This window comes from Frigoribacterium sp. Leaf186, from assembly GCF_001423905.1.
Classification (GTDB): Bacteria; Actinomycetota; Actinomycetes; order Actinomycetales; family Microbacteriaceae; genus Frigoribacterium.
Genome location: NZ_LMPQ01000010.1, coordinates 777,787 through 796,799 on the forward strand (window position 1 = coordinate 777,787; position 19,013 = coordinate 796,799).

The window sequence follows — 19,013 nt, forward strand, 5'->3', positions numbered from 1 at the left end:
CGACGGGAGGGCCACCGCCCGCCCCGGGGCGAACGGGGACTCGGCCGCGTCCGACGCCGCAGGCGCCCGACGCGCGGACCGTCCCGCCGCGGGCGCGACCGTCACCCGCGACGCCGCCCGGGCCCCTGCCCGACCCGCGGGCGCCTGACGACCCGGCACGTCGCGATCCTCAGCCGTCTGACGACCCGGCGCGTCACGACCCGCTCGCGCCTCACGACCCGGCACGATGCGCCCGGGGGACGACACCAGTGCGTGGGCCTCGGCCCGCTGCTGCCGGGCGGCACGGTTCAGGTGGACCTGGCGGACGACACCGGCCACCATCACGGCAGCCGAGAAGGGCAGCCCGACGAAGACCATGACCCAGAGCGGTGCGTGGCGGCGTCCGCCGCCGACGTCGGCCGAGAGGTCCCACCCGACGCCGAAGCCCATCGACACGATGGTCGCCACGAAGACGAGACCGATCAGGGCCATCAGGTAGGGGTGGGACAGCATGAACGCCGATCCCTGAGTCCTGAGGTCTGCTCGGTTCATGAGGGCGATCGTAGGGGAGGGGCCGCCCGCCGTTCGAGCCCGGCCGCACCCCCTCTTCGGGCCGGGGCGCGCCGGCCCTCGACGCCGACGCCCTGCCCGACCTACGGCTGGCTGGGCGAGGTCACCGTCACGGCGCCGCTCGCGATCTGGTCGCGCAGGGCGTCCAGCTCGGCGGACAGCTCGGGGCTGACCGACGACTCCAGGTCGTGGAACGGTGCGATGTCGACGCCGCCGTTGTCGAGCGTGCCGACGTAGGGCTCGTTCGTGAAAGTACCGTCGGTCGACGAGACCGCGATCTGCTGGACGGCCTTCTCGGTGTCCTTGATCACGCTGGTCAGGACGACGGGCCGGTACTCGGCGGGCAGCGTGTCGTAGCCGTCGTTGTCGACCCAGATCACGTTGACGCCACCGGTGGCGAGTGCCGCGGACGCCGCACCCTCGCCGACCTGGCCGGCGACCGGCATGATCACGTCGGCACCCTGGTCGATCAGGGCCTGGGCGAGTTGCTTGCCCTTGTTGACGTCCTCGAAGTCGCCGGTGAACGAGCCGTCCTGCGCCTCCTTCGACCACCCGAGCAGCTGCACGCTCGTGTCGTGCGCGGCGTTGTAGGCGTCGACGCCGTCCGAGAAGCCGTCCATGAACAGGGTGACCGGGGGCTGGTTGCCGCCGCCGAAGGTCGCCACCTTGCCGGACTTGCTGACACCCGCCGCGAGGTAGCCGGCGAGGTACGAGGCCTGCGCCGTGTCGAACAGGATCGGCTTGACGTTCGGGGCGTCGACGGTCTCGTCGACGATGGCGAAGTCGATGTCGGGGTTGGCCGCGGCCTGCTCTTCGGTGGCGGGGGCGAGCTCGTAGCCGACCGTCAGCACGAAGCCGCAGCCCGAGCCGACGGCCTGCGCGACGTTCGGGGCCAGGTCGTTCTCGGTCGTCGAGACGAGCACGCGGGCCTGGATGCCGTCGTCCTTCTCCGCCTTCTGCAGGCCCGCCCAGCTCGACTGGTTGAACGACCGGTCGTCGAGGCCGCCCGAGTTCGTCACCATGCGGGCGCAGTTCTCTCCCGCGGCGGCGCTGCCCGAGGGGCCCGCCTCGGACGGAGCGCTCGCGCAGCCGGCCAGCAGGGCCAGGCCGGCGAGGCCGCCGGCGACCCCGAGGAGGCGCGGGTGGCGGAGGCGCGACGACGGACCGTGCCCGGCGCGGCCGGCTCGAGAGCGGGTGGTGGGGCGTGCCGGGGCTGCGGGTGCGGCGGCGGGGGCTGCGGGGGCTGCGGGTGCGGCGGGGCGGACGGGCATGAGGCGGGACCTCCGGGAACGGGTGTGCTGTGGGGTGCCGGCTGTGCGGGCCGGGCGGTGGACACAGTCAACTGCCTGCGGGCCTCCGTGCCAAGCATGTGACGCGCACGACCGGTGCCTCGGTCCGACCCGCGCCCGCTGCGGTCGCTGCGCGCTTGGTGTCGGCAAGTCAGGGGATCGGCGCACGCCGCGCCTCCTGGCGGTGTCGGGGTCGTCGTTTTCCTGAGTTGCCGGCTGTTCGCGTGCGTGTCGGGTCGGGGACCGGGCTGGCGGGGGTGCGGCGGGTGCGGTGGCGTCCAGGCGGGCGGGGCACACTGTCGGCATGTACCGAGGCATGCCGACCATCTCGTTGCCCGAGCCCGAGCGTCCGCCGTTCGTCGACCGGCTCCGGCGGGCACTCGACCTGGCCGCCGCCGAAGAGAGCGGACGCCTTCGCGTCGTCCACTCGTGGGTCGGCGACGAGGTGCCGGGCACTACCCTGCGCCGGGTCGGCTGGCAGTCGCGCGTGCTGACGATCACGGGCCCGCGACGTGCTCCGATCGACGTCTGGTTCGACGCGGACGACGGCGACGTCACGGTGATCGGCGACGTGTCGGTGCCCGACTGGTCGCTGCACGACGCCGAGGCCGAGTCCGCCTGCCTGGCTGCGTCCGGGCAGCTGCTGCACGACCTGGCCTCCGGTCGACTGCCGCGCGGTCGCCGCTCGGACTTCGTGCGCTCGAGCACCGTCCTGGCCCTGCTCGGTGCCGGGGCCGTGGTCGGCGCCGTCGTCGTCGACGTGTTGCGTGCCCGCGGACGGGGGCGCTCGGTCTGACGCGGCCCGCCGGCCCGCCCGGCCAGTGCGCCGCGCCTCCTCGGGACGTGACCCGCGCCTCCTCGGCGACGCGACCCGCGCCTCCTCGGCGACGCCCGGCCCGAGCTAGCGGGCGTGCCGTTCGAAGAACGCGGTCGACGGCGGCAGCAGCATCAGCAGGCAGGCGACGACCGCGCAGGCGACCGAGGCCCAGGTGAGCACCCCGCCCCCGTTCGCCCCGCTCAGGGTGCCGAGCACCTGCAAGATCGTCAGGACGAGCAGCGCGGTCCGCGCCCACCGCCGCCCGTCGCGCATCGACCGGGCGATGGCGAGTTGCACGAGGGCCAGCACGATGGCGAACACGCCGCCCGCGATGTCGGCTCCGCGGGGGCTGGCGAGGGTGCCGCCCGACGTCGAGATCCGCGCCGGGCCGCCGAACAGCATCACGACGACCGCGCCCACGACTCCCAGCGCGACGACCACGATCCACAGGACGTGGGCCGTCGAGATCGTCGCGGGGGCGGGTGGGGCGGCGTCGCGCATCGGTCCTCCTCGGGCGGCGGGTAGGGCCTCCAGGCTAGGCCCGGCCGGTGTCGGTGGTGCGGCGTAACCTCGACGCCACGAACCAGCCTCCCCCGAGAGGCCGGGGGTGGCGGCCGGGCACGGCCCGCCCCGACGAGACGAGCGCAGGAGGCGCGGCGCATGACCCCAGATCCCCCACGTCGACGGCCCGAAGGTCGACCGCCCGGTCGCGACCACCGCGTCGAGGCGGCGCGCTACCGGGTCGACGGCGACGTGCCGAGCGACGACGCGCCCCGCGACACCCGCACGGCCGCCGAGATGCGGGCCTGGGCGCGCACGGCCATCGACCTCGCGATCGCCCGCGGCGAGTTCGACGACCTGCCGCTCGCCGGCAAGCCGCTGCCCGGCCTCGCGGGCGGCACGGTCGACCCCGACTGGTGGATCCGCGGCCTGATCGAGCGCGAGGGTCTCACCGGGCTCGCCCCGCCGGCCCTGTCGCTGCGGGCCGAGAGCAGCGGGCTGCACGCCGAGCTCGACCGGTTGCGCTCCGAGGCCGCCGTGCGGTCGCACCTCGACGACTTCAACGCCCGCATCGTCGAGGCGCGACGTCAGCTGTCGGGGGGTCCGCCGGTCGTGACGCCGACGCGCGACGTCGACGCCGAGGTGCTGCTCTGGCACGAGCGACGGCAGGCGCGGCGTGCCGCCGAGGCCGCCGCCGTGCCGCCCCCGCCGCCGAGCTGGCGCGAGCGGCGGGCGCTGCGGCGAGAGCTCCGGCGGCGTGAGATCGACCGGCGCGAGCTCGAGCGCCGTGGCGGTCGCGACCAGAGCCGCGGCCAGGGCCGGGGCTCCGACGATCCGATGTCGCGTGGGGGTGACCCCGGATCACCCGCCGACGAATCACCCGCATGATCCCGTGACCGATCTGTGACCTTTTTCTGGGCTCAACTACACCTGAAGGATGATGCGCGCTAGGGTCGAGTGTTCGCACCACCCCCTGACGAGAGGACCGCACGCGTGACGAAGCCCGCCGACCCGACCTCCACGAGTCAGGGTGGCGCGACCTCAGGTCACGACGAAAGTGCTGGTCAGGCCCCAACGGCACGGGCTGCCACCGGGCCCCGTCCGCTCGGTGAGCGTTCGGCCCGACTCGCCGTCGAGCGTCGCGAACGGCGCGCCCGTCGCGACGTCCTCCCCACCTCGCACCGCGAGTCGTTCGTCGAGTGCGCCGCCCTCGTCGGCGCCGCCGAGGCCGCGGTCGCCCCCCGCGTCCGCCCTCGTCGTAGCGACGCCCCCGCACGCATCAGCCCCACCCTTGGCCTCGAGACCTCGGCCGAGACCGACGCGGGTCGCGCGTCGGCCTCGGCCAGCGCCTCCTCGGGTGCCGCTCGCGACGCCTCGACCCGAACCGCCTCGACCCGAACCGCGTCGACCCGAACCGCGTCGACCCGCGCCGTGTCGACCCGCCTGTCGCGTCGTGCCCGGCGAGCCCAGGCTGTGGCCGCCCGTCCGGCCTCGGCGCCCCGTGGGGGCACGGCCGGCGCCGGAGCCGCCCGCACCGTCGGCACCGCCGTGAAGAAGCTCTCGATCGTCACCGCGATCGTCGGGTTCGCCGCCAGTGGCGTGCTGCCCCTGCTCGCCACCACCGGAGACGAGGCGCAGGCCGTCGCGTCCGGTGCCTCGGCCCGGTCGTCGCTGGGCTCGCAGAGCTTCTCGGTCGACACGGCGTCGCTGACCGACGAGTCCGACGAAACCGCCCGCGACGCCTACTCGGCCACCTCGATGGTCGACGTCGTCACGCAGAACCTGCAGAACCGCAAGGCCGCCGCGAACACGACCTACGAGGGCCCGACGACGGCCGACTACCTCGCGACCCCGCTCTACCCCGAGCTCGACCGCGACCAGGTGCTCGCCGTGGCGCTGCAGTACATCGGCACGCCCTACGTGCACGGCGGCGAAGACCCGTCGAAGTTCGACTGCTCGGGCCTGATCACCTTCGTCTACGCGCAGTTCGGCATCAAGCTGACCCACTACGTGCCCACGCAGAACACCGAGGGCCGGACGATCCCCGAGTCCGAGGCGGTGCCCGGCGACCTCGTCGTCTTCGACAACCTGGCCCACGACGGCATCTACGCCGGCAACGGCATGATCCTCGACGCCCCGAAGCCCGGCGGCTTCGTCGACGTCCGCCCGATCTGGAACCAGGCGCACCACTTCGTCCGCATCGACGGCTGAGCGCGGACGGGGTCGACCCGTCGGCACGGCCCGTCGGTCTCCGACCGTCGAACTCCTGCGGGTCGTTCCTGAACGGTCATCGGCCGGCAGTGGCCAGGGCGGGCGTCGGTACACGACGAGGAGGCGCGGGTCGAGCCCCCGCACCGACCCGCTACCCGAGGCGGCCGGTCAGCCTCCCGTGGAAGGCCTCGCTCCGGTCGTCGAGCCCGACGAAGGTCGCCGTCACGCCGTGCGCCCGGAACTTCTCGTCGACCGAGTCGAGGGCCGCGACGCTCGACGCGTCCCAGACCTGGGCGCGTGACAGGTCGACGACCACGGTCGCCGGGTCGTCGCCGTAGGAGAAGTGCTCGACGAGGTCGTTGCTGCTGCCGAAGAACAGTGGGCCGACGACGTCGTACCGCACCGTCTCGGGTACCGGGGCTCCGTCGACGACGGCGCCCGCGCCTCCTGCGTTCGAGGCGCCCGAGGCCTCCGAGGCGTTCGAGGCCTCCGCGGTGCGAGAGCCGGCCTCGGTGTCGGCCACAGCGCCCGGCGTCACGTGGCGCTCGACGGTGATGACGTGCGCCACCCGGCGGGCGAACAGCACCATGGCGAGCAGCACGCCGACGGCGACGCCGAGGGCGAGGTTGTTCGTCGCGACGACCACGGCGACCGTGACCACCATGACCAGTGTCTCGGGCACGGGCATGCGTCGGAGGGTCGACGGCCTGAGCGAGTGCCAGTCGACGGTGGTGATCGCCACGATCATCATGACCGCCGCCAACGCCACCATCGGGATCGTCGACATCACGGCGCTCAGCCCGGTGACCAGCAGCAGCAGGAAGAGCCCCGCGGCGATCGTCGACACCCGCGTGCGCGCCCGGCCGATCTTCACGTTGACCACGGTCTGCCCGATCATGGCGCACCCGGCGATGCCGCCGTAGAAGCCGGCCGCGATGTTGGCGACGCCGAGCGCCCAGGACTCCTTGCCCTTGTGCGACGGCGTCTCGGTGATGTCGTCGACGAGCTTGGCGGTCAGCAGGGTCTCCATCAGACCGACGAAGGCGACGCTGAGCGCCGTCGGCCAGATGATCTGCAACGTCTCGAGCGTGAACGGCGCGAGCCACGGGGTCAGCCCCGGCAGGCCGCCGCCCATCGGGCCCTCGTCGCCGACGGTGTGCACGTCGAGGCGGGCGGCCACGGCGATCACCGTGACGACGACGATCGCGACCAGCGGTGCCGGAACGGCCTTGGTCACCTTGGGCAGCAGCACGACGATCGCGATCGTCAACGCGAAGAGCGGGTAGACGACCCACGGCTGGTCGATGATGTGCGGCACCTGCGCCACGAAGATCAGCACGCCCAGGGCGTTGACGAAGCCGATCATGACCGACCGCGGGATGAACCGCATGAGGCGGGCGAGGCCCGCCAGCCCGAACGCGAGCTGCACGAGCCCGGCCAGGACGACCGTCGGCAGCACGTAGTCGGTGCCGTGCTCGCGCACCAGCGGCGCGATGACGAGGGCGACCGACCCCGCTGCGGCCGTGACCATCGCCGGCCGCCCGCCCAGCACCGACATGACCAGCGCCAGCACGATCGAGGCGACGAGGCTGACCATCGGGTCGACCCCGGCGATCACCGAGAACGAGATGACCTCGGGCACGAGGGCGAGCGTCGTGACGACGCCGGCCAGGGCCTCGCGGGTCAGGAGGCGCGGGTTGCGCAACACGGACAGCACCGTGTCGGCGGGGCGGGCCGATCGCGCGTCGGGTTCGGGGCGCGCGCGGTCGGCGTCGGGGGCAGCGGTCACGAGGGACTCCAGGGGTGTGCGGAAGAATGGGGACCGGCGACACTGCCGTACGATGCAACCCTACCCTCACGTGAGGGTAGAGATGAGACGAGACCCCATGCCCGACGAGACCGCCACGATGCAGATCGGCGAGTTGGCCGACCGCACCGGCATGTCGCTGCGCACGATCCGGCACTACGACGAGGTGGGCCTGCTGACGCCGTCCGGCCGCAGCGAGGGCGGGTTCCGGCTCTACACGCACGACGACTACCTGCGGCTCATGGTGATCCGGCGCATGAAGCCGCTGGGGTTCAGCCTCGACGAGATGGCCGAGCTGTTGCGGGTCGTCGGCGCGCTCGACGCTGGTGCCGACGACCACGACGACGAGGGCGACGGGCACGCTCAGGCGACCCGCGCCTCCTTGGCCGCCTTCGTCGACGAGACCGTCGAACGCCGCGCCAAGCTCGAGCGGCAACTCGCCATGGCCGACGAGTTCCTCGAGCTGCTGCGCGCCCGCCTGCGCTGAGCGCCGCGGGTGTCGGCCCGCCGCGGTGGCCGGGCGGCCGGCCGCGGGTCAGCTGCGGGCCCACTCCGGCCGCCGGTCGACGAGCATCTCGGCGTACGACGGGTACCACTCTCCCGCCGCCGGGCCGCCGTTGCAGGTGCCGTCGCTGATGCCGGGGGTCTTGACCCAGAGCAGGGCGTCGAGGCGTCCGTCGTCCTCGACGACGCGGGGGTCCTGACCGAGGCCGACGTCCTCGGGGTTGCACCAGGTGCCCTTCCAGCCGCGACCGTTGCGGGACACGTCGATCACGTAGCGGCTGCCGCCCGTCATCGCGGCGAGCTCCTCGGCGTAGGGCTGCTCGTCGCCGACGGGGTAGAACCCCGCGACGTTGGTGAAGAAGCCGCGTGCCCGGTCGACGCCCGCCGCCTCGAGTCGTTCGGCCATCACCTCGGGCGCCACCCAGTGCGAGTTGCCGCCGTCGAGGTACGCGGGCACGCCGGCCGCCGCGAAGTCGGCGACCGCCTGCTTCAGCAGCGGGAGGCGCGTGTCGGCCAGCTGCGGGCACCGGCTGAGCATGCCGAGCGAGTCGGGTTCGACGATGACGACGGCGCGGTGCCCGGCGAGGGTGGCCGCGATGGTGGCGTTCCAGGCGGGGTAGCGCTCGGCCGACAGCCCGCCGGCCGAGTAGTTGCCGCAGTCCCGGTCGGGGATCGCGTAGGTGACGAACACGGGCGTCGCGCCCTGCCGCTCGGCGGCGGCGAGGTAGTCGGTGATCACCGACACGAGTCGGGCGTCGTCGTACCCGTCGCCGATCCACATCGCGACCGGGCGCTTCGCGATCAGGGCGGCGGCTCGGGCGGCGTCCGTCTCGCCGTCGGCGCTCAGCGTCGCCTCGGCCCGCACCGCCAGCGAGTTCGGCTCGAGCGCGATGCCGCCGTGGAACACCGCCCCGGTCGGGGCCGTCCGGATCGTGTCGGGCGTCACGCGCGTCGCCTGCGAGGTCGGGGTCGGGCTCGGCGTGGACGGCCCGTCGGTCGGTTCGGGGCGGGTGCTGTCGCCCGACGAGCACGCCGTCAGCGCGAGGACGACCGCCGCGGCCAACAGTCCGAGCGTGGCCGGGGTGGGGCGGGACGATGCCATCGGCGCCTCTCTCGGCGCAGTCGGGGGTTCTGCCCCGACGGTGGTGGAAGGGACAGTCGACCACGGATGCCCCCTCGCCCACAGGGGCCGAAAGGGGGACACCGCCGTACCTCGCCGGGTTCTGCGTCGACGACTCGTCCCCAGCCCGACGCCACCCCCGAGGAGGCGCGGTGACCGGCGCCCGCGTCCGTCGCCTCCTGCCCGCCCCGATACGGTCGAGCATCCGCGAGCCCGAGCGCGGACCCCCTGCACCGCCGCCGACGCGCGTCCGCACCCGACCGCGTCCACACCAGACGGCGTCCGCACCCGACCGCGTCCGCACCAGACAGACGGAGAGCCATGCACCCCTCGGACCGCCCCTCCCGTCACACTGCCGCCCTGCCCCGCCGGGGGTGGGCCGCCTCCCTGCCCCGCCGGGGGTGGGCCGCCTCCCTCGTCCTGGTGCTGGCCCTGCTGGCCACGGTGGTCGTCCCCGACCCTGCCGTCGCGGCGGTCCCCACCTGGCAGGCCGTCGTCGCGGCGCGCGACGACGAGACCGCGACGGAGAAGGCGCTCGCCGTCATCCGGACCGCGCTCGACGACGCCTCGGCCCGCGCCGACGCCGCACGGGCGTCGGCCGACGAGGCCGGCCGCGTCCTGGGCGACGCGCAGGCGGCCGTCGACGAGGCCACGGCGCGACACGAACACCTCGAGACGCGCCGGGCCGAGGCCCGCGAGACCGCCGACTCGGCGCGCCGGGTCGTCGGCCAGGCCGCCGCCCTGATGGCCCGACCCGGCAGCGGGGGCATGGTGGGCGACCTGTTGTCGGCGGGCGACGGCGCGCGGGACGTCCTGCGGGGCCTCAGCCTGTCGAGCAAGCTCGGCGAGAACGTCGGCCGGTTGCGCGAGCGCGCCCAGGCCTCCGACAGCCTGGCGACCTCGCTGGCCGAGCAGGCCGCCGTCGCGCTCGCCGAACGCGATCGACTCGCGGACGACGCGCAGGCCGCCCTCGACGAGGCGGCGGCTGCGAGCGTGACGTCCGAGGCCGACCTCGCCGCCGTCGACGACGAGCGGGCCACCCTCGCGGCCCAGGCGGCCCTGCTCGAAGACGACCGTCTGACGCTCGAGCAGGCGTACGCCCAGGCCCGGGCGGCTGCCGCGGCCGCGGCGGCGGCGGCCGCCCGACCCGCGCCGGTCGCCGGGGGCGGCACCGGCACCGGCACCGGCCCCATCGCTCCCGGCACGGGCGGCCCCGGCCCGGGCGTCACCGTGCCCGACCCGGGCACCGGGTGGGTCACCGCGATCCGGTCGTACAGCTCGTACCAGGCCTACGGCTACCGCATTCACCCGATCACGGGCGAGTACGCGCTGCACGCCGGTGCCGACTTCGGTGCGAGCTGCGGCACCCCGATCTACGCCGTCTCGGCCGGCCGCGTCAGCTACGCCGGGCCGTCGAGCGGCTACGGCAACCTGATCGTGGTCGACCACGGCGGCGGCGTCAGCAGCGCCTACGCCCACATGGAGCGCAGCGGCGTCCACGTCTCGGTGGGCCAGCAGGTCGAGGCCGGTCAGAACATCGCGGGGGTCGGCACCTCGGGTGGCTCGACCGGCTGCCACCTGCACCTCGAGGTGCGCCGGGGCGGCGTCGCCACCGACCCCGTGGCCTTTCTCGCGACCAAGGGCGTGCGCTGAGCGGCCGGCCTCAGTCCGAGTAGTGGTACCGGCACTGAGCGATCAGGACGTCCGTCTCGGTCACCTTGTAGACGAGCCTGTGCTCGTCGGTGATGCGTCGGGACCAGAAACCGTGGAATCCGTGCTTGAGTGCCTCTGGCTTCCCGATGCCTTCGTTCCCGTTGCGTTCGATGTCGCGGATCAGGCCGTTGATGCGCTTCAGGACCTTCCGGTCCTGTGTCTGCCAGTACAGGTAGTCGTCCCACGCGTCCTCGTCGAAGACGATCCTCATTCGTGCAGCTCGCGCTCACTCCCGCCACCGTCGCTCAAGCGCTCCACTGCCCCCAGGAGTCGCCGGGCGTTCGCCGGGCTGCGCAACAGGTACGCCGCCTCCTTCAGGGACTCGTAGTCGTCCAAGGCGACGAGCACGACGGGATCGTGCCCGGCCCGGGTGATGACGACCTCTTCGCGGTCGTCGGTGACCGAGTCGAGCGTCGCCGCGTAGTTCGCGCGGGACTCGGAATACGTGAGTGTCTTCATGGCACCTCCTGAGTACAGGAAATTGTACGTCACCAGGACTCGCGTCACAAGATCGACGACGCCTCGGCCCGGATCTCGTCGACGACGGTGCGGACGGCCGGGCGGGCGGCGCGGTCGGGGCGCATCAGGGCCTCGAGGTGGCGGCCGGCCCGGACGTTCTCGAGCGTCGCCAGGTGGAACCTGCCGGGGGCCCGTGACGCCGAGGTGTGGCGGGGGACGAGGGCGACCCCGTGGCCGGCGGCCACGAGGTCCTCGATGAGGGGCAGGTGCACGGTGCGGTGCACGACGAGCGGCGCGACGCCCGACTGCAGGGCCATCGACACCAGCACGCGGTCGATCGGGTAGCCCTCGGGCACGCCGATCCAGGGTTCGCGGATGACGTCGTCGATCGCCACGTGCGAGCGGTCCGCCAGCGGGTGGTCGAGCGGCAGGGCCACCTCGAGCGGTTCGCGCAGCAGGGACACGACCGTGAGCGCCTCGCGGCCCGGGGGCAGCACGCCGTCGGACCGGTGGGCGAGGGCGACGTCGAAGTCGGCCGTCAGGGGCGCGAACTCGTCTTCGGACACGTCACGGTCGGCGACCTCGAGCTCGATGCCGGCGTGGGCCCGCATGCGGTGCAGGAGCCCCGGCAGCAGCAGCTCGGCCGCCGACGCGAACATCGACACCCGCACGACGCCCCCGGTGCCGCCGCGAACCGCTTCGAACGCGGCCTCGGCCTCGGCGACCGCGGTCGCGACGCCCACCGAGGCCCGGGCCAGCGCCCGTCCGGCCTCGGTCAACTCGACGCCGCGCCCGACCCGGCGCACGAGCTCGACGCCCAGTTGGCGCTGCAGCGTCTTGAGCTGCTGCGACACGGCGCTGGGCGACCGGTGGGTCGCCTCGGCGACCGCCGTGACGCTGCCGCGATCGGCCAGCTCGCGCAGCAGGTCGAGGTGGGTGAAGTCCATGAAGGCAGCCTACAAAGACGACGCGATGATCGGGCCTGGTCCTGAACGGTGTGGTGCACGACGATGGACCCGTGACCGTCCGCGACCGCCTCCTCGCCCTCGTCGTCGCCGTCTGCTGGGGTGTGAACTTCCCCGTGACGGCGATCGCCCTCGAGCACTTCCCGCCGTTCTTGCTCGTGGCCCTCCGCTTCACGTTGCTCGCGGTGCCGACCGTGCTGCTCGTGCCGCGTCCGGCGATCCCGTGGTCGCGCCTCCTTCTGGTGGGGGCCACCCTGGGCATGCTGCAGTTCGCCTTCCTGTACCTGGGCATCGCGGCGGGCATGCCCTCGGGGCTCGCCTCGCTCGTGCTGCAGGCGTCCGCCCCGTTCACGGTCGTGATCGCCGGCGTGTGGCTGCGCGAGCGCATCACGCGTCGGCAGGCCGTCGGCATCGGCATCGCCGTCGTGGGGCTCGTCGTCATCGCCGGCCACCGGTCGCAGGTCGCCGCGCTGTTGCCCGTCGTGCTGACGCTCTGCGGGGCCCTCGGGTGGGCGATCGGCAACGTCGCGGTGCGCCGGGCCGCGCCGCCGAACCCCTTGCACCTGACGCTCTGGATGTCGATCGTGGCGCCCGTCCCGATGCTCGCCCTGTCGTTCGCCGTCGAAGGGCCGGCTCGCATCGGCGAGAGCCTCGGCACCGTCTTCACGCTCGAGGCGCTGCCCTCGGTGCTCTGCCTGCTCTACCTCGTGCTGATCGCGTCGCTCGTCGGCTACGGCATCTGGACCCGCCTGCTCTCGGTCTACCCCTCGGCCACCGTCGCACCGTTCTCGATGCTGGTGCCGGTCGTCGGCGTGCTGGCGTCGTGGCTGGCGTTCGGCGAGGTGCCCGACACGGTCGAGCTCGTCGCCGGGGTCGCCGTGGTCGGCGGCGTGCTCTACGCCAGCCGCGTGCCCCGGGCACGCCCGACCGGCGGCGACCTCGGCGCGGGCGATGGTCGTGCCGCGGGCGACGACCGTCCTGCCCACGGTGACCGCACCGCGGACGACGGCCGCGCGGTGGTCGACGACCCCGAGGAGGCGCGGGTCGCCCCGCCCGGGTCGGTGGCCGTCGCGGAGACCGGCACCGCGCCTCCCGGGCCGGCCGTCAGGCGCTGACGGGCTCCCCCGTCCGCACCGTGGTGGTCTCGTGGCCGAGCGGACCGCCCGCCCGCCAGCGCAGAGCGGGGCTGGACGTCCGCCCCGGGCGGACCGGTCGGTCGTACCCCGAAACGCTTCGCCGCGCGTACCCCGGCCGCGTTCGGAGGGCGCAGGTCGCCCCGGTAACGTGTGCAGCGGCCGTCGGGGGGAGGCCGTGCGGTGCCTCGCAGGGCACCGTGTCGACCCGCAGGAGAAACCCACCCGATGCCCCAGCAAAAACGTGCCCTGGCCACCCGTGCCGCCATCATCCGCGGGGCCGCCATGGTCTTCGACGAGCACGGCTACAGCGAGGCCTCCCTCGACCTCGTCGCCGAGACCGCCGCCGTGACCAAGGGCGCGCTGTACTTCCACTTCCGGTCGAAGGCCGACCTGGCGAACGCGGTGATCACCGAGCAGCACACCCTCTCTCGGGCGTACGCCGACCAGGTGTCCGCCACCGCCGGCAGCGGTGCCGAGGCGCTCATGCTCTCGTGCGCGTCGCTCGCGACGCAGCTGACCACCGAGGTGCTCGTCACGGCGGGCATCCGCCTGACCACCCAGTCGCCCAGTCGCGACCTGCAGGTCGAGCACCCCTACCTCGACTGGCAGGCCCAGATCTCGGGGCTCGTCGACCGGGCCGTCGCCGAGGGGGACTTCCGCGCCGACACCGACGTCGAGAGCGTCGCCCGGTTCGTCGTCGGGTCGTACGCCGGCGTCCACATCGTGTCGCAGGCCCTCACCGGCCGAGCCGACCTCTTCGACCGGCTGCGCGACATGTGGGCGTTCGTGCTGCCGACCGTGGTGTCCCCCGGTCGCGAGGGCCTGACCAGCTCGTTGCCCCCGCTGATCAGGCCGTCGGACGTTCCCCCGTCCCCCGACGTGTCCTCTGCGGACCCAGAATAGATACTGGACGTCCGGTTTTCCAGTCCCTCGACGGGGGGGTGCGCCCCCGGTCAGGTCGTCGGTCGGGCCGGCGTGAGCTCGGCGAGCACGCGTCGCACCTCGGCGTCGTCCGCGGCCAGGGCGGCGGTGTCGATCTGCGCCAGCAGTTCGCCGTCGTCGTGCGGCACCGTGAGCTGACGCTGCCACTCGGCCTCGTAGAGGGCGTCGCGATAGCCCGAGGACTCGCGGCACCGGGCGTCGGCCGTCGCGATCTCGAGCTCGTCGACGGAGGGGGGCGTGCTCGAGTCGAGCGTCTCGAAGCGGTCGACCATGTCGAGGGTCGGCATGCCCGAGGGGTCGTCCGCGACGTCGCCGACCCGGGCGGCCTGCATGCACGAGCGCCAGTCGGCCCAGGTGGCGGTCACCGACGGGTCGTGCCGAGCGCCCTCGAACGCCGCGTTGTTGAGGCGGACGAGCGACTGGGTCCGGTTGTAGTAGTCGTCCAACGACGGCACGGTCTTGTGAGCACGCTGCACGCAGGTGTCGAGCTGGTCGGACTTCTCGGCGGTCCAGGACTGCATCGCGAACTCGTACCAGTCCGCGGCCCCGGGGTCGACCACCGAGGCGGCGTGGTAGCCGCGGGTCTCGGCCGTCGCCAGGTCGAAGGCCCGGAGGCGCAGCGAGCCGTTCATCGACAGTTCGTCCGCCCGGTCGGCTGCCGCCACGTCACGCCACGGCAGCACGTACTCGTCGTAGCCGGCGTCGAGCATGCACGGCTGCACGACGAGCAGCTCGGCGTAGTTCGACGAGCTCTGACCGATCGGCACGTACCGGTCGAGCGGCATCGTCCACGCGTCGACGTCCTTCTCGGGCAGGTCGGGCAGGGCGTAGGCCGCGTTCGCGGGGATGCCGTACGCGACGACGCCCACGACGACCGCCACCACGGCGCCGAGTGTCAGGCGCTTCGCGCGCCGCTGCCGTGTCGAGACGGCGTGGTGCGCCGTGCCGTGCCGGTCGCTCATCGGGTGCCCCCTTCGTCGGTGGGTGCCGGGCCCACCAGGTCGTTCTCGTAGGCGAAGACGACGATCTGCACCCGGTTGCGCATGCCCAGCTTCTGCAGCACCGCTCGCACGTGGCTCTTGACGGTCGCCTCGCTCAGCCACGCGCTCTCGGCGATCTCGGCGTTGCTCAGGCCCCGCGCCACAAGCAGGAAGATCTCGCGTTCGCGCGGCGACAGCACCTCGAGGGGCGCGGTGCGCCTCGTCGGCGAGCGGGTCGGCACGGCGAACGCGTGTACGACGTCGAGCGCCGCGGCCGCCGTCGGCACCGGCTCGCCGGCCGCCGCGGCCCGGATTGTCGTCAGCACCTCGTCGGGTGTGGCGTCCTTGGTCAAGAACGCGTAGGCGCCGGCCTTCAACGCGCTGAACACGGCTTCGTCACGCTGGATCGTCGTCAGGGCGACGACGCGCGGGGTCGCATCGGGGTCGCTGCCCGCCGCGGCCACGATGCGGGTCGTCGCCTCGAGGCCGTTCATCACGGGCATGCGCAGGTCCATCAGCACGACGTCGGGCCGTTCGCGCTCGACCAGAGCCACGCCGGCGGCCCCGTCGACGGCGGTGCCCACGCAGACCAGGTCGGGCTGCGCCTCGATCAGCATCTGCAGCCCGGAGGCGAACAGCGGCTGGTCGTCGACGACGACCACCCGCACCAGGGCAGGAGGCGCGGTGCGCGTCACCGCGCTCGTCACGTCGGTCATGCGGGTTGCTCCGTCCAGGACTGCAGCACGCCGATCGGTTCGGGCGTGGGCACGAACGCGGTGACGACGAACACGCCGTCGTCGCCGAGCTCGGCGGTCAACCAGCCGCCGGCCAACCGGGCGCGCTCGGTCATGCCGGCGATGCCGGTGCCCCGGTCGGTGCCCCGACGGGCGGCCACGAGCGGAGCGTCGCCGGACGAGGTCACGAGCAGGGCGAGGCCGGGGCCGCGCCAGTCGAGCGCGACGTCGACCGTGCTCGACGAGCCGGAGTGCTTGAGGGCGTTGGTCAGGCTCTCTTGCACGATGCGGAAGACCGCGAGCTCTTGCGACGGCAGCAGCTCGGCGGCGTCGCCGAGGTGCCGCAGGGTCACGGTCATGCCCACGTCGCGCATGGTCGTCGCCAACCGGTCGAGGTCGGCGATCGTCTCGCGGGGCGAGGTGTCGTCGGCGTCTTGTTGGATGCGCTCGACCAGGTGGCGCACGTCGACCAGCGACGTACGGCCGACGTCGGCGATGGTGCGCAGCGCCTGGTCGACGACCTCGGGGCGCGTGGCCGAGAGGGCGAGGGCGCCCTGCGCCTGGGACACGACGACGGCGAGCGAGTGGGCGAGCGCGTCGTGCACGTCGCGCGAGATGCGGGCCCGGTCGTGGGCGAGGCGCAGCTCGACGTCGGTCTCGTGGAAGCGCGTCTCGGTGCGTTCGAGCACCTGCCCGATGCGGCGGACCCGCAGCACGCTCGACAGGAAGATGCCGACGGCCCAGGCCGCGGCGGCGGCGCCGAACAGCGAGGCCGCCAGGGTGATGACGTCGGTGCGCGTGCCCTGCCCGCCGCCGACCCACGACGACCAGACGTACGGTCGGGCCAGGGTGGGCACGGCCATCGCGATCGCGGCGAGCCCCGAGGCGAGGCCGGCCGCGGCGAGGGCGACCAGGCGGACGGCGATCGAGGGGGCGAACGCCGCGAAGAAGGCCACGAACGCGATGGCGAGGTACGTGGGCCACGTCGTCGACTCGGGCGGCTCGACCCACCCCGCCAGTTGCAGGGCCGGAACGACCGTCATCACCGCGACGGCGGTCCAGGGCATCCACACCGCGAGGCCGATCGCGATGCCGAACAGCGCGAAGACGACGACGTTCTCGACGAGGTCGCCCCGACCGGTCTCGGCGATCGTCCACAGCAGCACGAAGACCACGGCGGCGACGGGGGCCGCGAGACGCGGCACCCAGGTGCGCAGGTCGTCGGGGATGGTGTCCATGTCGACGACCGTAAGGCGTCGTCGGCGGGCCGCGCGCGCCTCCTCGGGGTTTTCATCCTTGAGGACGAACGCGCCGGGGGTGGGGACGAGACGTCGCGCCGGACACGCGACGACGGCGCGCCCCCGGGTGGGGACGCGCCGTCGGCGTGGTGCGGAGGGTCGGACTAGAGCGTGATCAGACCGTCGGTCTTGGTCGTCGCGGCGGCGAGGCGGGCCTCGACGTTGCTCCAGTTCACGATGTTCCAGAAGGCCTTGACGTAGTCGGCGCGCACGTTCTGGTAGTCGAGGTAGTAGGCGTGCTCCCAGACGTCGAGCATCAGCAGCGGGACGAGGCCGAACGGCACGTTGCCCTGCTGGTCGAAGAGCTGGAAGACGCTGAGGCGCTGGCCGAGGACGTCGTAGGCGAGCACCGACCAGCCCGAGCCCTGCACGCCGAGCGCGGTGGCCGTGAAGTGGGCCTTGAACTTCTCGAGGTCGCCGAAGTCGCGGCCGATGGCCTCGAGCAGGTCGCCGGTGGGCTCGCTGGTCTCGGGGGTGAGGTTCGTCCAGAAGATCGAGTGGTTGACGTGGCCGCCGAGATTGAAGGCCAGGTCTTTCTCGAGCTTGTTGACGTTCGCCAGGTCACCCGTCGAGCGGGCCTCGGCGAGGGCGGCGTTGGCCGTGTTCGCGCCGGTGACGTAGGTGTTGTGGTGCTTGGAGTGGTGCAACTCCATGATCTTCGCGCTGATGTGCGGCGCCAGAGCGGAGTAGTCGTAGGGCAGATCGGGCAGGGTGTACTCAGCCATGTGGGGTCCTTTCGAATTGACCTGCATCCACCGTACGACCTCCACCCATGCCGGTGTCGAGGTTCTCCCAGCGCGGACGCAGCCTCACGGCCCCTCGACGTCGGTGCCCGTGCGTAGGCTGACGGACGCACGACCCACCCCGAGGAGGCGCACCATGGCAGGATTCACCGGCTTCGGCAAGCGGCGCGCGGCCGACCCGCGACTGCCCCCGGGGCAGTACCTCGAGAGCGGGTTCCCGGTGCTGTCGGCCGGCCCGACGCCGAACATCAAGCGGTGGGAGCTCCAGGTCGCGACCGAGACCGGGCAGCGCTCGCTCAGCTGGGCCGACTTCCAGGCCCTGCCGCACGAGGCGATCGAGACCGACATCCACTGCGTGACGAGCTGGACGAAGCTCGGCACGCACTGGCGCGGCGTCTCGCTCGACACCCTCTTCGACGGTCTCGAGACGACGCACCGGTTCGCCATGGCCACCAGCCACGGCGGCTACACGACCAACCTGCCGCTCGACGAGCTGCTCGGCGGCAAGGCGTGGGTCGTCGACACCTACGAGGGCCAGCCGCTGCACGCCGAGCACGGCGGACCCGCCCGTCTCTTCGTACCCGGGCTCTACTTCTGGAAGAGCGCGAAGTGGCTGCAGGGCATCCAGACCATGGCCACCGACCGCCGCGGCTTCTGGGAGAGCATGGGCTACCACCCCCACGGCGACCCGTGGAAGGAAGAACGGTACGCGTGAGCGGGTCCGACGCCGAGGGCGGTGCCGAGGCAGACCTCGCCGCCGACGCGTACGCCTGGTTGCCGGCCACGATCGTGTCGTCGGTCGCGCAGTCCCCACGAGCCCGGTCGCTGACGCTGGCCGTGCCGGGGCTGCGGCCCGCCCGCGCCGGGCAGCACGTCGACCTGCGGCTGACCGCCGACGACGGGTACCGGCGGTGCGGTCGTACTCGCTGAGCGACGTCCGGGCCTCGGGGGCCGTGACCGGCGTGGCCGACGCAGGAGGCGCGGCGGGCGCAGGAGGCGCGGGCCGGGTCCCGCAGGTCGAGGTCACCGTCGAGCGGCTCGACGACGGCGAGGTGTCGCCGTACCTCGTCGACACGGCCGAGCCGGGCGACCCGGTCGAGGTGCGCGGCCCGATCGGCGGCTGGTTCGTCTGGCCGCCGACCGAGTTCGAACCCGACTCGGCCGTGCACGCCGTGCTGCCCGAGCCCGAGGGGGCGACCCCGCCGGCCTCGGCCCCCGTGCAGTTGATCGGCGGCGGCTCGGGGG

Annotated in this window: 20 protein-coding genes and 1 pseudogene; 10 read left to right on the forward strand and 11 right to left on the reverse strand. The window is 73.4% G+C overall.

Features of this window, described 5'->3' with window-relative positions; all coding sequences use genetic code 11:
* Nucleotides 1–632: 632 nt before the first annotated feature.
* Nucleotides 633–1,820: a BMP family protein gene (locus tag ASG05_RS10400; RefSeq protein ID WP_082486629.1), complete on the reverse strand. Its 1,188-nt coding sequence runs from the start codon at nucleotides 1,818–1,820 to the stop codon at nucleotides 633–635.
* 322 nt (nucleotides 1,821–2,142) lie between these two features.
* Between ASG05_RS10400 and ASG05_RS10405 the strand changes: the two genes are divergently transcribed.
* Nucleotides 2,143–2,634: a hypothetical protein gene (locus ASG05_RS10405; protein ID WP_056260346.1), complete on the forward strand. Its 492-nt coding sequence runs from the start codon at nucleotides 2,143–2,145 to the stop codon at nucleotides 2,632–2,634.
* Between the two features lie 105 nt (nucleotides 2,635–2,739).
* On the opposite strand, the gene ASG05_RS10410 is transcribed toward ASG05_RS10405, so the two are convergent.
* Nucleotides 2,740–3,156, reverse strand: coding sequence for a hypothetical protein (locus ASG05_RS10410; RefSeq protein ID WP_056260348.1), 417 nt, complete (start codon nucleotides 3,154–3,156; stop codon nucleotides 2,740–2,742).
* A 159-nt stretch (nucleotides 3,157–3,315) separates the two neighbouring features.
* On the opposite strand from ASG05_RS10410, the gene ASG05_RS10415 reads away from it, so the two are divergent.
* Both ASG05_RS10415 and ASG05_RS10420 read left to right on the forward strand, forming a co-directional pair.
* Nucleotides 3,316–4,044: a DUF1992 domain-containing protein gene (locus ASG05_RS10415; RefSeq protein WP_082486630.1), complete on the forward strand. Its 729-nt coding sequence runs from the start codon at nucleotides 3,316–3,318 to the stop codon at nucleotides 4,042–4,044.
* Nucleotides 4,045–4,149: 105 nt separating this feature from the next.
* The gene (locus tag ASG05_RS10420; RefSeq protein WP_056260350.1) at nucleotides 4,150–5,367 is read left to right on the forward strand and encodes a C40 family peptidase; all 1,218 of its coding nucleotides are present in this window, start codon (nucleotides 4,150–4,152) and stop codon (nucleotides 5,365–5,367) included.
* 151 nt (nucleotides 5,368–5,518) lie between these two features.
* On the opposite strand, the gene ASG05_RS10425 is transcribed toward ASG05_RS10420, so the two are convergent.
* Nucleotides 5,519–7,156, reverse strand: coding sequence for a SulP family inorganic anion transporter (locus tag ASG05_RS10425; RefSeq protein WP_082486631.1), 1,638 nt, complete (start codon nucleotides 7,154–7,156; stop codon nucleotides 5,519–5,521).
* Nucleotides 7,157–7,253: 97 nt separating this feature from the next.
* Between ASG05_RS10425 and ASG05_RS10430 the strand changes: the two genes are divergently transcribed.
* On the forward strand, nucleotides 7,254–7,661 hold the full coding sequence (locus tag ASG05_RS10430; RefSeq protein WP_157490175.1) for a MerR family transcriptional regulator: 408 nt from the start codon (nucleotides 7,254–7,256) through the stop codon (nucleotides 7,659–7,661).
* Nucleotides 7,662–7,709: 48 nt separating this feature from the next.
* Here ASG05_RS10430 and ASG05_RS10435 read toward each other — a convergent pair whose 3' ends face one another.
* Complete coding sequence (locus ASG05_RS10435) at nucleotides 7,710–8,780, reverse strand: glycoside hydrolase family 6 protein (protein WP_056260353.1); 1,071 nt, start codon at nucleotides 8,778–8,780, stop codon at nucleotides 7,710–7,712.
* A gap of 339 nt (nucleotides 8,781–9,119) precedes the next feature.
* On the opposite strand from ASG05_RS10435, the gene ASG05_RS10440 reads away from it, so the two are divergent.
* Nucleotides 9,120–10,451, forward strand: a complete 1,332-nt coding sequence (locus tag ASG05_RS10440) for a M23 family metallopeptidase (RefSeq protein ID WP_157490176.1) — start codon at nucleotides 9,120–9,122, stop codon at nucleotides 10,449–10,451.
* A gap of 10 nt (nucleotides 10,452–10,461) precedes the next feature.
* Here the strand turns inward: ASG05_RS10440 and ASG05_RS10445 are convergent, their stop codons facing one another.
* The 3 genes from ASG05_RS10445 to ASG05_RS10455 are packed head-to-tail and all read right to left on the reverse strand — an operon-like array spanning nucleotide 10,462 to nucleotide 11,917.
* A complete protein-coding gene (locus tag ASG05_RS10445) occupies nucleotides 10,462–10,722 on the reverse strand; it encodes a Txe/YoeB family addiction module toxin (RefSeq protein ID WP_056260357.1) in 261 nt (86 codons plus the stop codon).
* The gene (locus ASG05_RS10450) at nucleotides 10,719–10,970 is read right to left on the reverse strand and encodes a type II toxin-antitoxin system Phd/YefM family antitoxin (protein ID WP_056260849.1); all 252 of its coding nucleotides are present in this window, start codon (nucleotides 10,968–10,970) and stop codon (nucleotides 10,719–10,721) included. The genes ASG05_RS10445 and ASG05_RS10450 overlap by 4 nt, the downstream gene beginning before the upstream one ends.
* A 44-nt stretch (nucleotides 10,971–11,014) precedes the next feature.
* Nucleotides 11,015–11,917 (reverse strand): LysR family transcriptional regulator, encoded by a 903-nt coding sequence (locus ASG05_RS10455; RefSeq protein WP_056260359.1) that lies wholly within the window; start codon nucleotides 11,915–11,917, stop codon nucleotides 11,015–11,017.
* Between the two features lie 71 nt (nucleotides 11,918–11,988).
* Here ASG05_RS10455 and ASG05_RS10460 point away from each other — a divergent pair, with 71 nt between their 5' ends.
* Together ASG05_RS10460 and ASG05_RS10465 are read left to right on the forward strand one after the other, a co-directional pair.
* Nucleotides 11,989–13,050 (forward strand): EamA family transporter, encoded by a 1,062-nt coding sequence (locus tag ASG05_RS10460; protein ID WP_082486716.1) that lies wholly within the window; start codon nucleotides 11,989–11,991, stop codon nucleotides 13,048–13,050.
* A gap of 246 nt (nucleotides 13,051–13,296) precedes the next feature.
* The gene (locus tag ASG05_RS10465) at nucleotides 13,297–13,974 is read left to right on the forward strand and encodes a ScbR family autoregulator-binding transcription factor (RefSeq protein WP_056260361.1); all 678 of its coding nucleotides are present in this window, start codon (nucleotides 13,297–13,299) and stop codon (nucleotides 13,972–13,974) included.
* A gap of 50 nt (nucleotides 13,975–14,024) precedes the next feature.
* Here the strand turns inward: ASG05_RS10465 and ASG05_RS10470 are convergent, their stop codons facing one another.
* The 4 genes from ASG05_RS10470 to ASG05_RS10485 form a co-directional block, all read right to left on the reverse strand.
* A complete protein-coding gene (locus ASG05_RS10470; protein WP_056260363.1) occupies nucleotides 14,025–14,975 on the reverse strand; it encodes a hypothetical protein in 951 nt (316 codons plus the stop codon).
* Nucleotides 14,972–15,709 (reverse strand): response regulator transcription factor, encoded by a 738-nt coding sequence (locus ASG05_RS10475; protein ID WP_056260365.1) that lies wholly within the window; start codon nucleotides 15,707–15,709, stop codon nucleotides 14,972–14,974. The genes ASG05_RS10470 and ASG05_RS10475 overlap by 4 nt, the downstream gene beginning before the upstream one ends.
* Nucleotides 15,706–16,965, reverse strand: coding sequence for a sensor histidine kinase (locus ASG05_RS10480; RefSeq protein ID WP_056260367.1), 1,260 nt, complete (start codon nucleotides 16,963–16,965; stop codon nucleotides 15,706–15,708). Before ASG05_RS10480 ends, ASG05_RS10475 begins: the two co-directional genes overlap by 4 nt.
* A gap of 164 nt (nucleotides 16,966–17,129) precedes the next feature.
* Complete coding sequence (locus tag ASG05_RS10485) at nucleotides 17,130–17,750, reverse strand: superoxide dismutase (RefSeq protein WP_055976080.1); 621 nt, start codon at nucleotides 17,748–17,750, stop codon at nucleotides 17,130–17,132.
* Nucleotides 17,751–17,904: 154 nt separating this feature from the next.
* Here ASG05_RS10485 and ASG05_RS10490 point away from each other — a divergent pair, with 154 nt between their 5' ends.
* The 3 genes and pseudogenes from ASG05_RS10490 to ASG05_RS16895 all read left to right on the forward strand — a co-directional run.
* The gene (locus ASG05_RS10490; RefSeq protein ID WP_056260369.1) at nucleotides 17,905–18,483 is read left to right on the forward strand and encodes a molybdopterin-dependent oxidoreductase; all 579 of its coding nucleotides are present in this window, start codon (nucleotides 17,905–17,907) and stop codon (nucleotides 18,481–18,483) included.
* Nucleotides 18,480–18,698, forward strand: a complete 219-nt coding sequence (locus ASG05_RS16890; RefSeq protein WP_056260370.1) for a hypothetical protein — start codon at nucleotides 18,480–18,482, stop codon at nucleotides 18,696–18,698. Before ASG05_RS10490 ends, ASG05_RS16890 begins: the two co-directional genes overlap by 4 nt.
* A pseudogene (locus tag ASG05_RS16895) lies at nucleotides 18,680–19,013 on the forward strand (hypothetical protein); the annotation flags it as partial. The gene ASG05_RS16890 and the pseudogene ASG05_RS16895, both read left to right, overlap by 19 nt.

What these genes read in the sequence shown, in the direction of transcription:
- ASG05_RS10410 (WP_056260348.1), bottom strand. Translation starts at nt 3,156, where the DNA reads ATGCGCGACGCCGCCCCACCCGCCCCCGCGACGATCTCGACGGCCCAC.
- ASG05_RS10435 (WP_056260353.1), bottom strand. Translation starts at nt 8,780, where the DNA reads ATGGCATCGTCCCGCCCCACCCCGGCCACGCTCGGACTGTTGGCCGCG.
- ASG05_RS10480 (WP_056260367.1), bottom strand. Translation starts at nt 16,965, where the DNA reads ATGGACACCATCCCCGACGACCTGCGCACCTGGGTGCCGCGTCTCGCG.
- ASG05_RS10400 (WP_082486629.1), bottom strand. Translation starts at nt 1,820, where the DNA reads ATGCCCGTCCGCCCCGCCGCACCCGCAGCCCCCGCAGCCCCCGCCGCC.
- ASG05_RS10470 (WP_056260363.1), bottom strand. Translation starts at nt 14,975, where the DNA reads ATGAGCGACCGGCACGGCACGGCGCACCACGCCGTCTCGACACGGCAG.
- ASG05_RS10475 (WP_056260365.1), bottom strand. Translation starts at nt 15,709, where the DNA reads ATGACCGACGTGACGAGCGCGGTGACGCGCACCGCGCCTCCTGCCCTG.
- ASG05_RS10415 (WP_082486630.1), top strand. Translation starts at nt 3,316, where the DNA reads ATGACCCCAGATCCCCCACGTCGACGGCCCGAAGGTCGACCGCCCGGT.
- ASG05_RS10445 (WP_056260357.1), bottom strand. Translation starts at nt 10,722, where the DNA reads ATGAGGATCGTCTTCGACGAGGACGCGTGGGACGACTACCTGTACTGG.
- ASG05_RS10490 (WP_056260369.1), top strand. Translation starts at nt 17,905, where the DNA reads ATGGCAGGATTCACCGGCTTCGGCAAGCGGCGCGCGGCCGACCCGCGA.
- ASG05_RS10455 (WP_056260359.1), bottom strand. Translation starts at nt 11,917, where the DNA reads ATGGACTTCACCCACCTCGACCTGCTGCGCGAGCTGGCCGATCGCGGC.
- ASG05_RS10485 (WP_055976080.1), bottom strand. Translation starts at nt 17,750, where the DNA reads ATGGCTGAGTACACCCTGCCCGATCTGCCCTACGACTACTCCGCTCTG.
- ASG05_RS10450 (WP_056260849.1), bottom strand. Translation starts at nt 10,970, where the DNA reads ATGAAGACACTCACGTATTCCGAGTCCCGCGCGAACTACGCGGCGACG.
- ASG05_RS10440 (WP_157490176.1), top strand. Translation starts at nt 9,120, where the DNA reads ATGCACCCCTCGGACCGCCCCTCCCGTCACACTGCCGCCCTGCCCCGC.
- ASG05_RS10430 (WP_157490175.1), top strand. Translation starts at nt 7,254, where the DNA reads ATGCCCGACGAGACCGCCACGATGCAGATCGGCGAGTTGGCCGACCGC.
- ASG05_RS10465 (WP_056260361.1), top strand. Translation starts at nt 13,297, where the DNA reads ATGCCCCAGCAAAAACGTGCCCTGGCCACCCGTGCCGCCATCATCCGC.
- ASG05_RS10405 (WP_056260346.1), top strand. Translation starts at nt 2,143, where the DNA reads ATGTACCGAGGCATGCCGACCATCTCGTTGCCCGAGCCCGAGCGTCCG.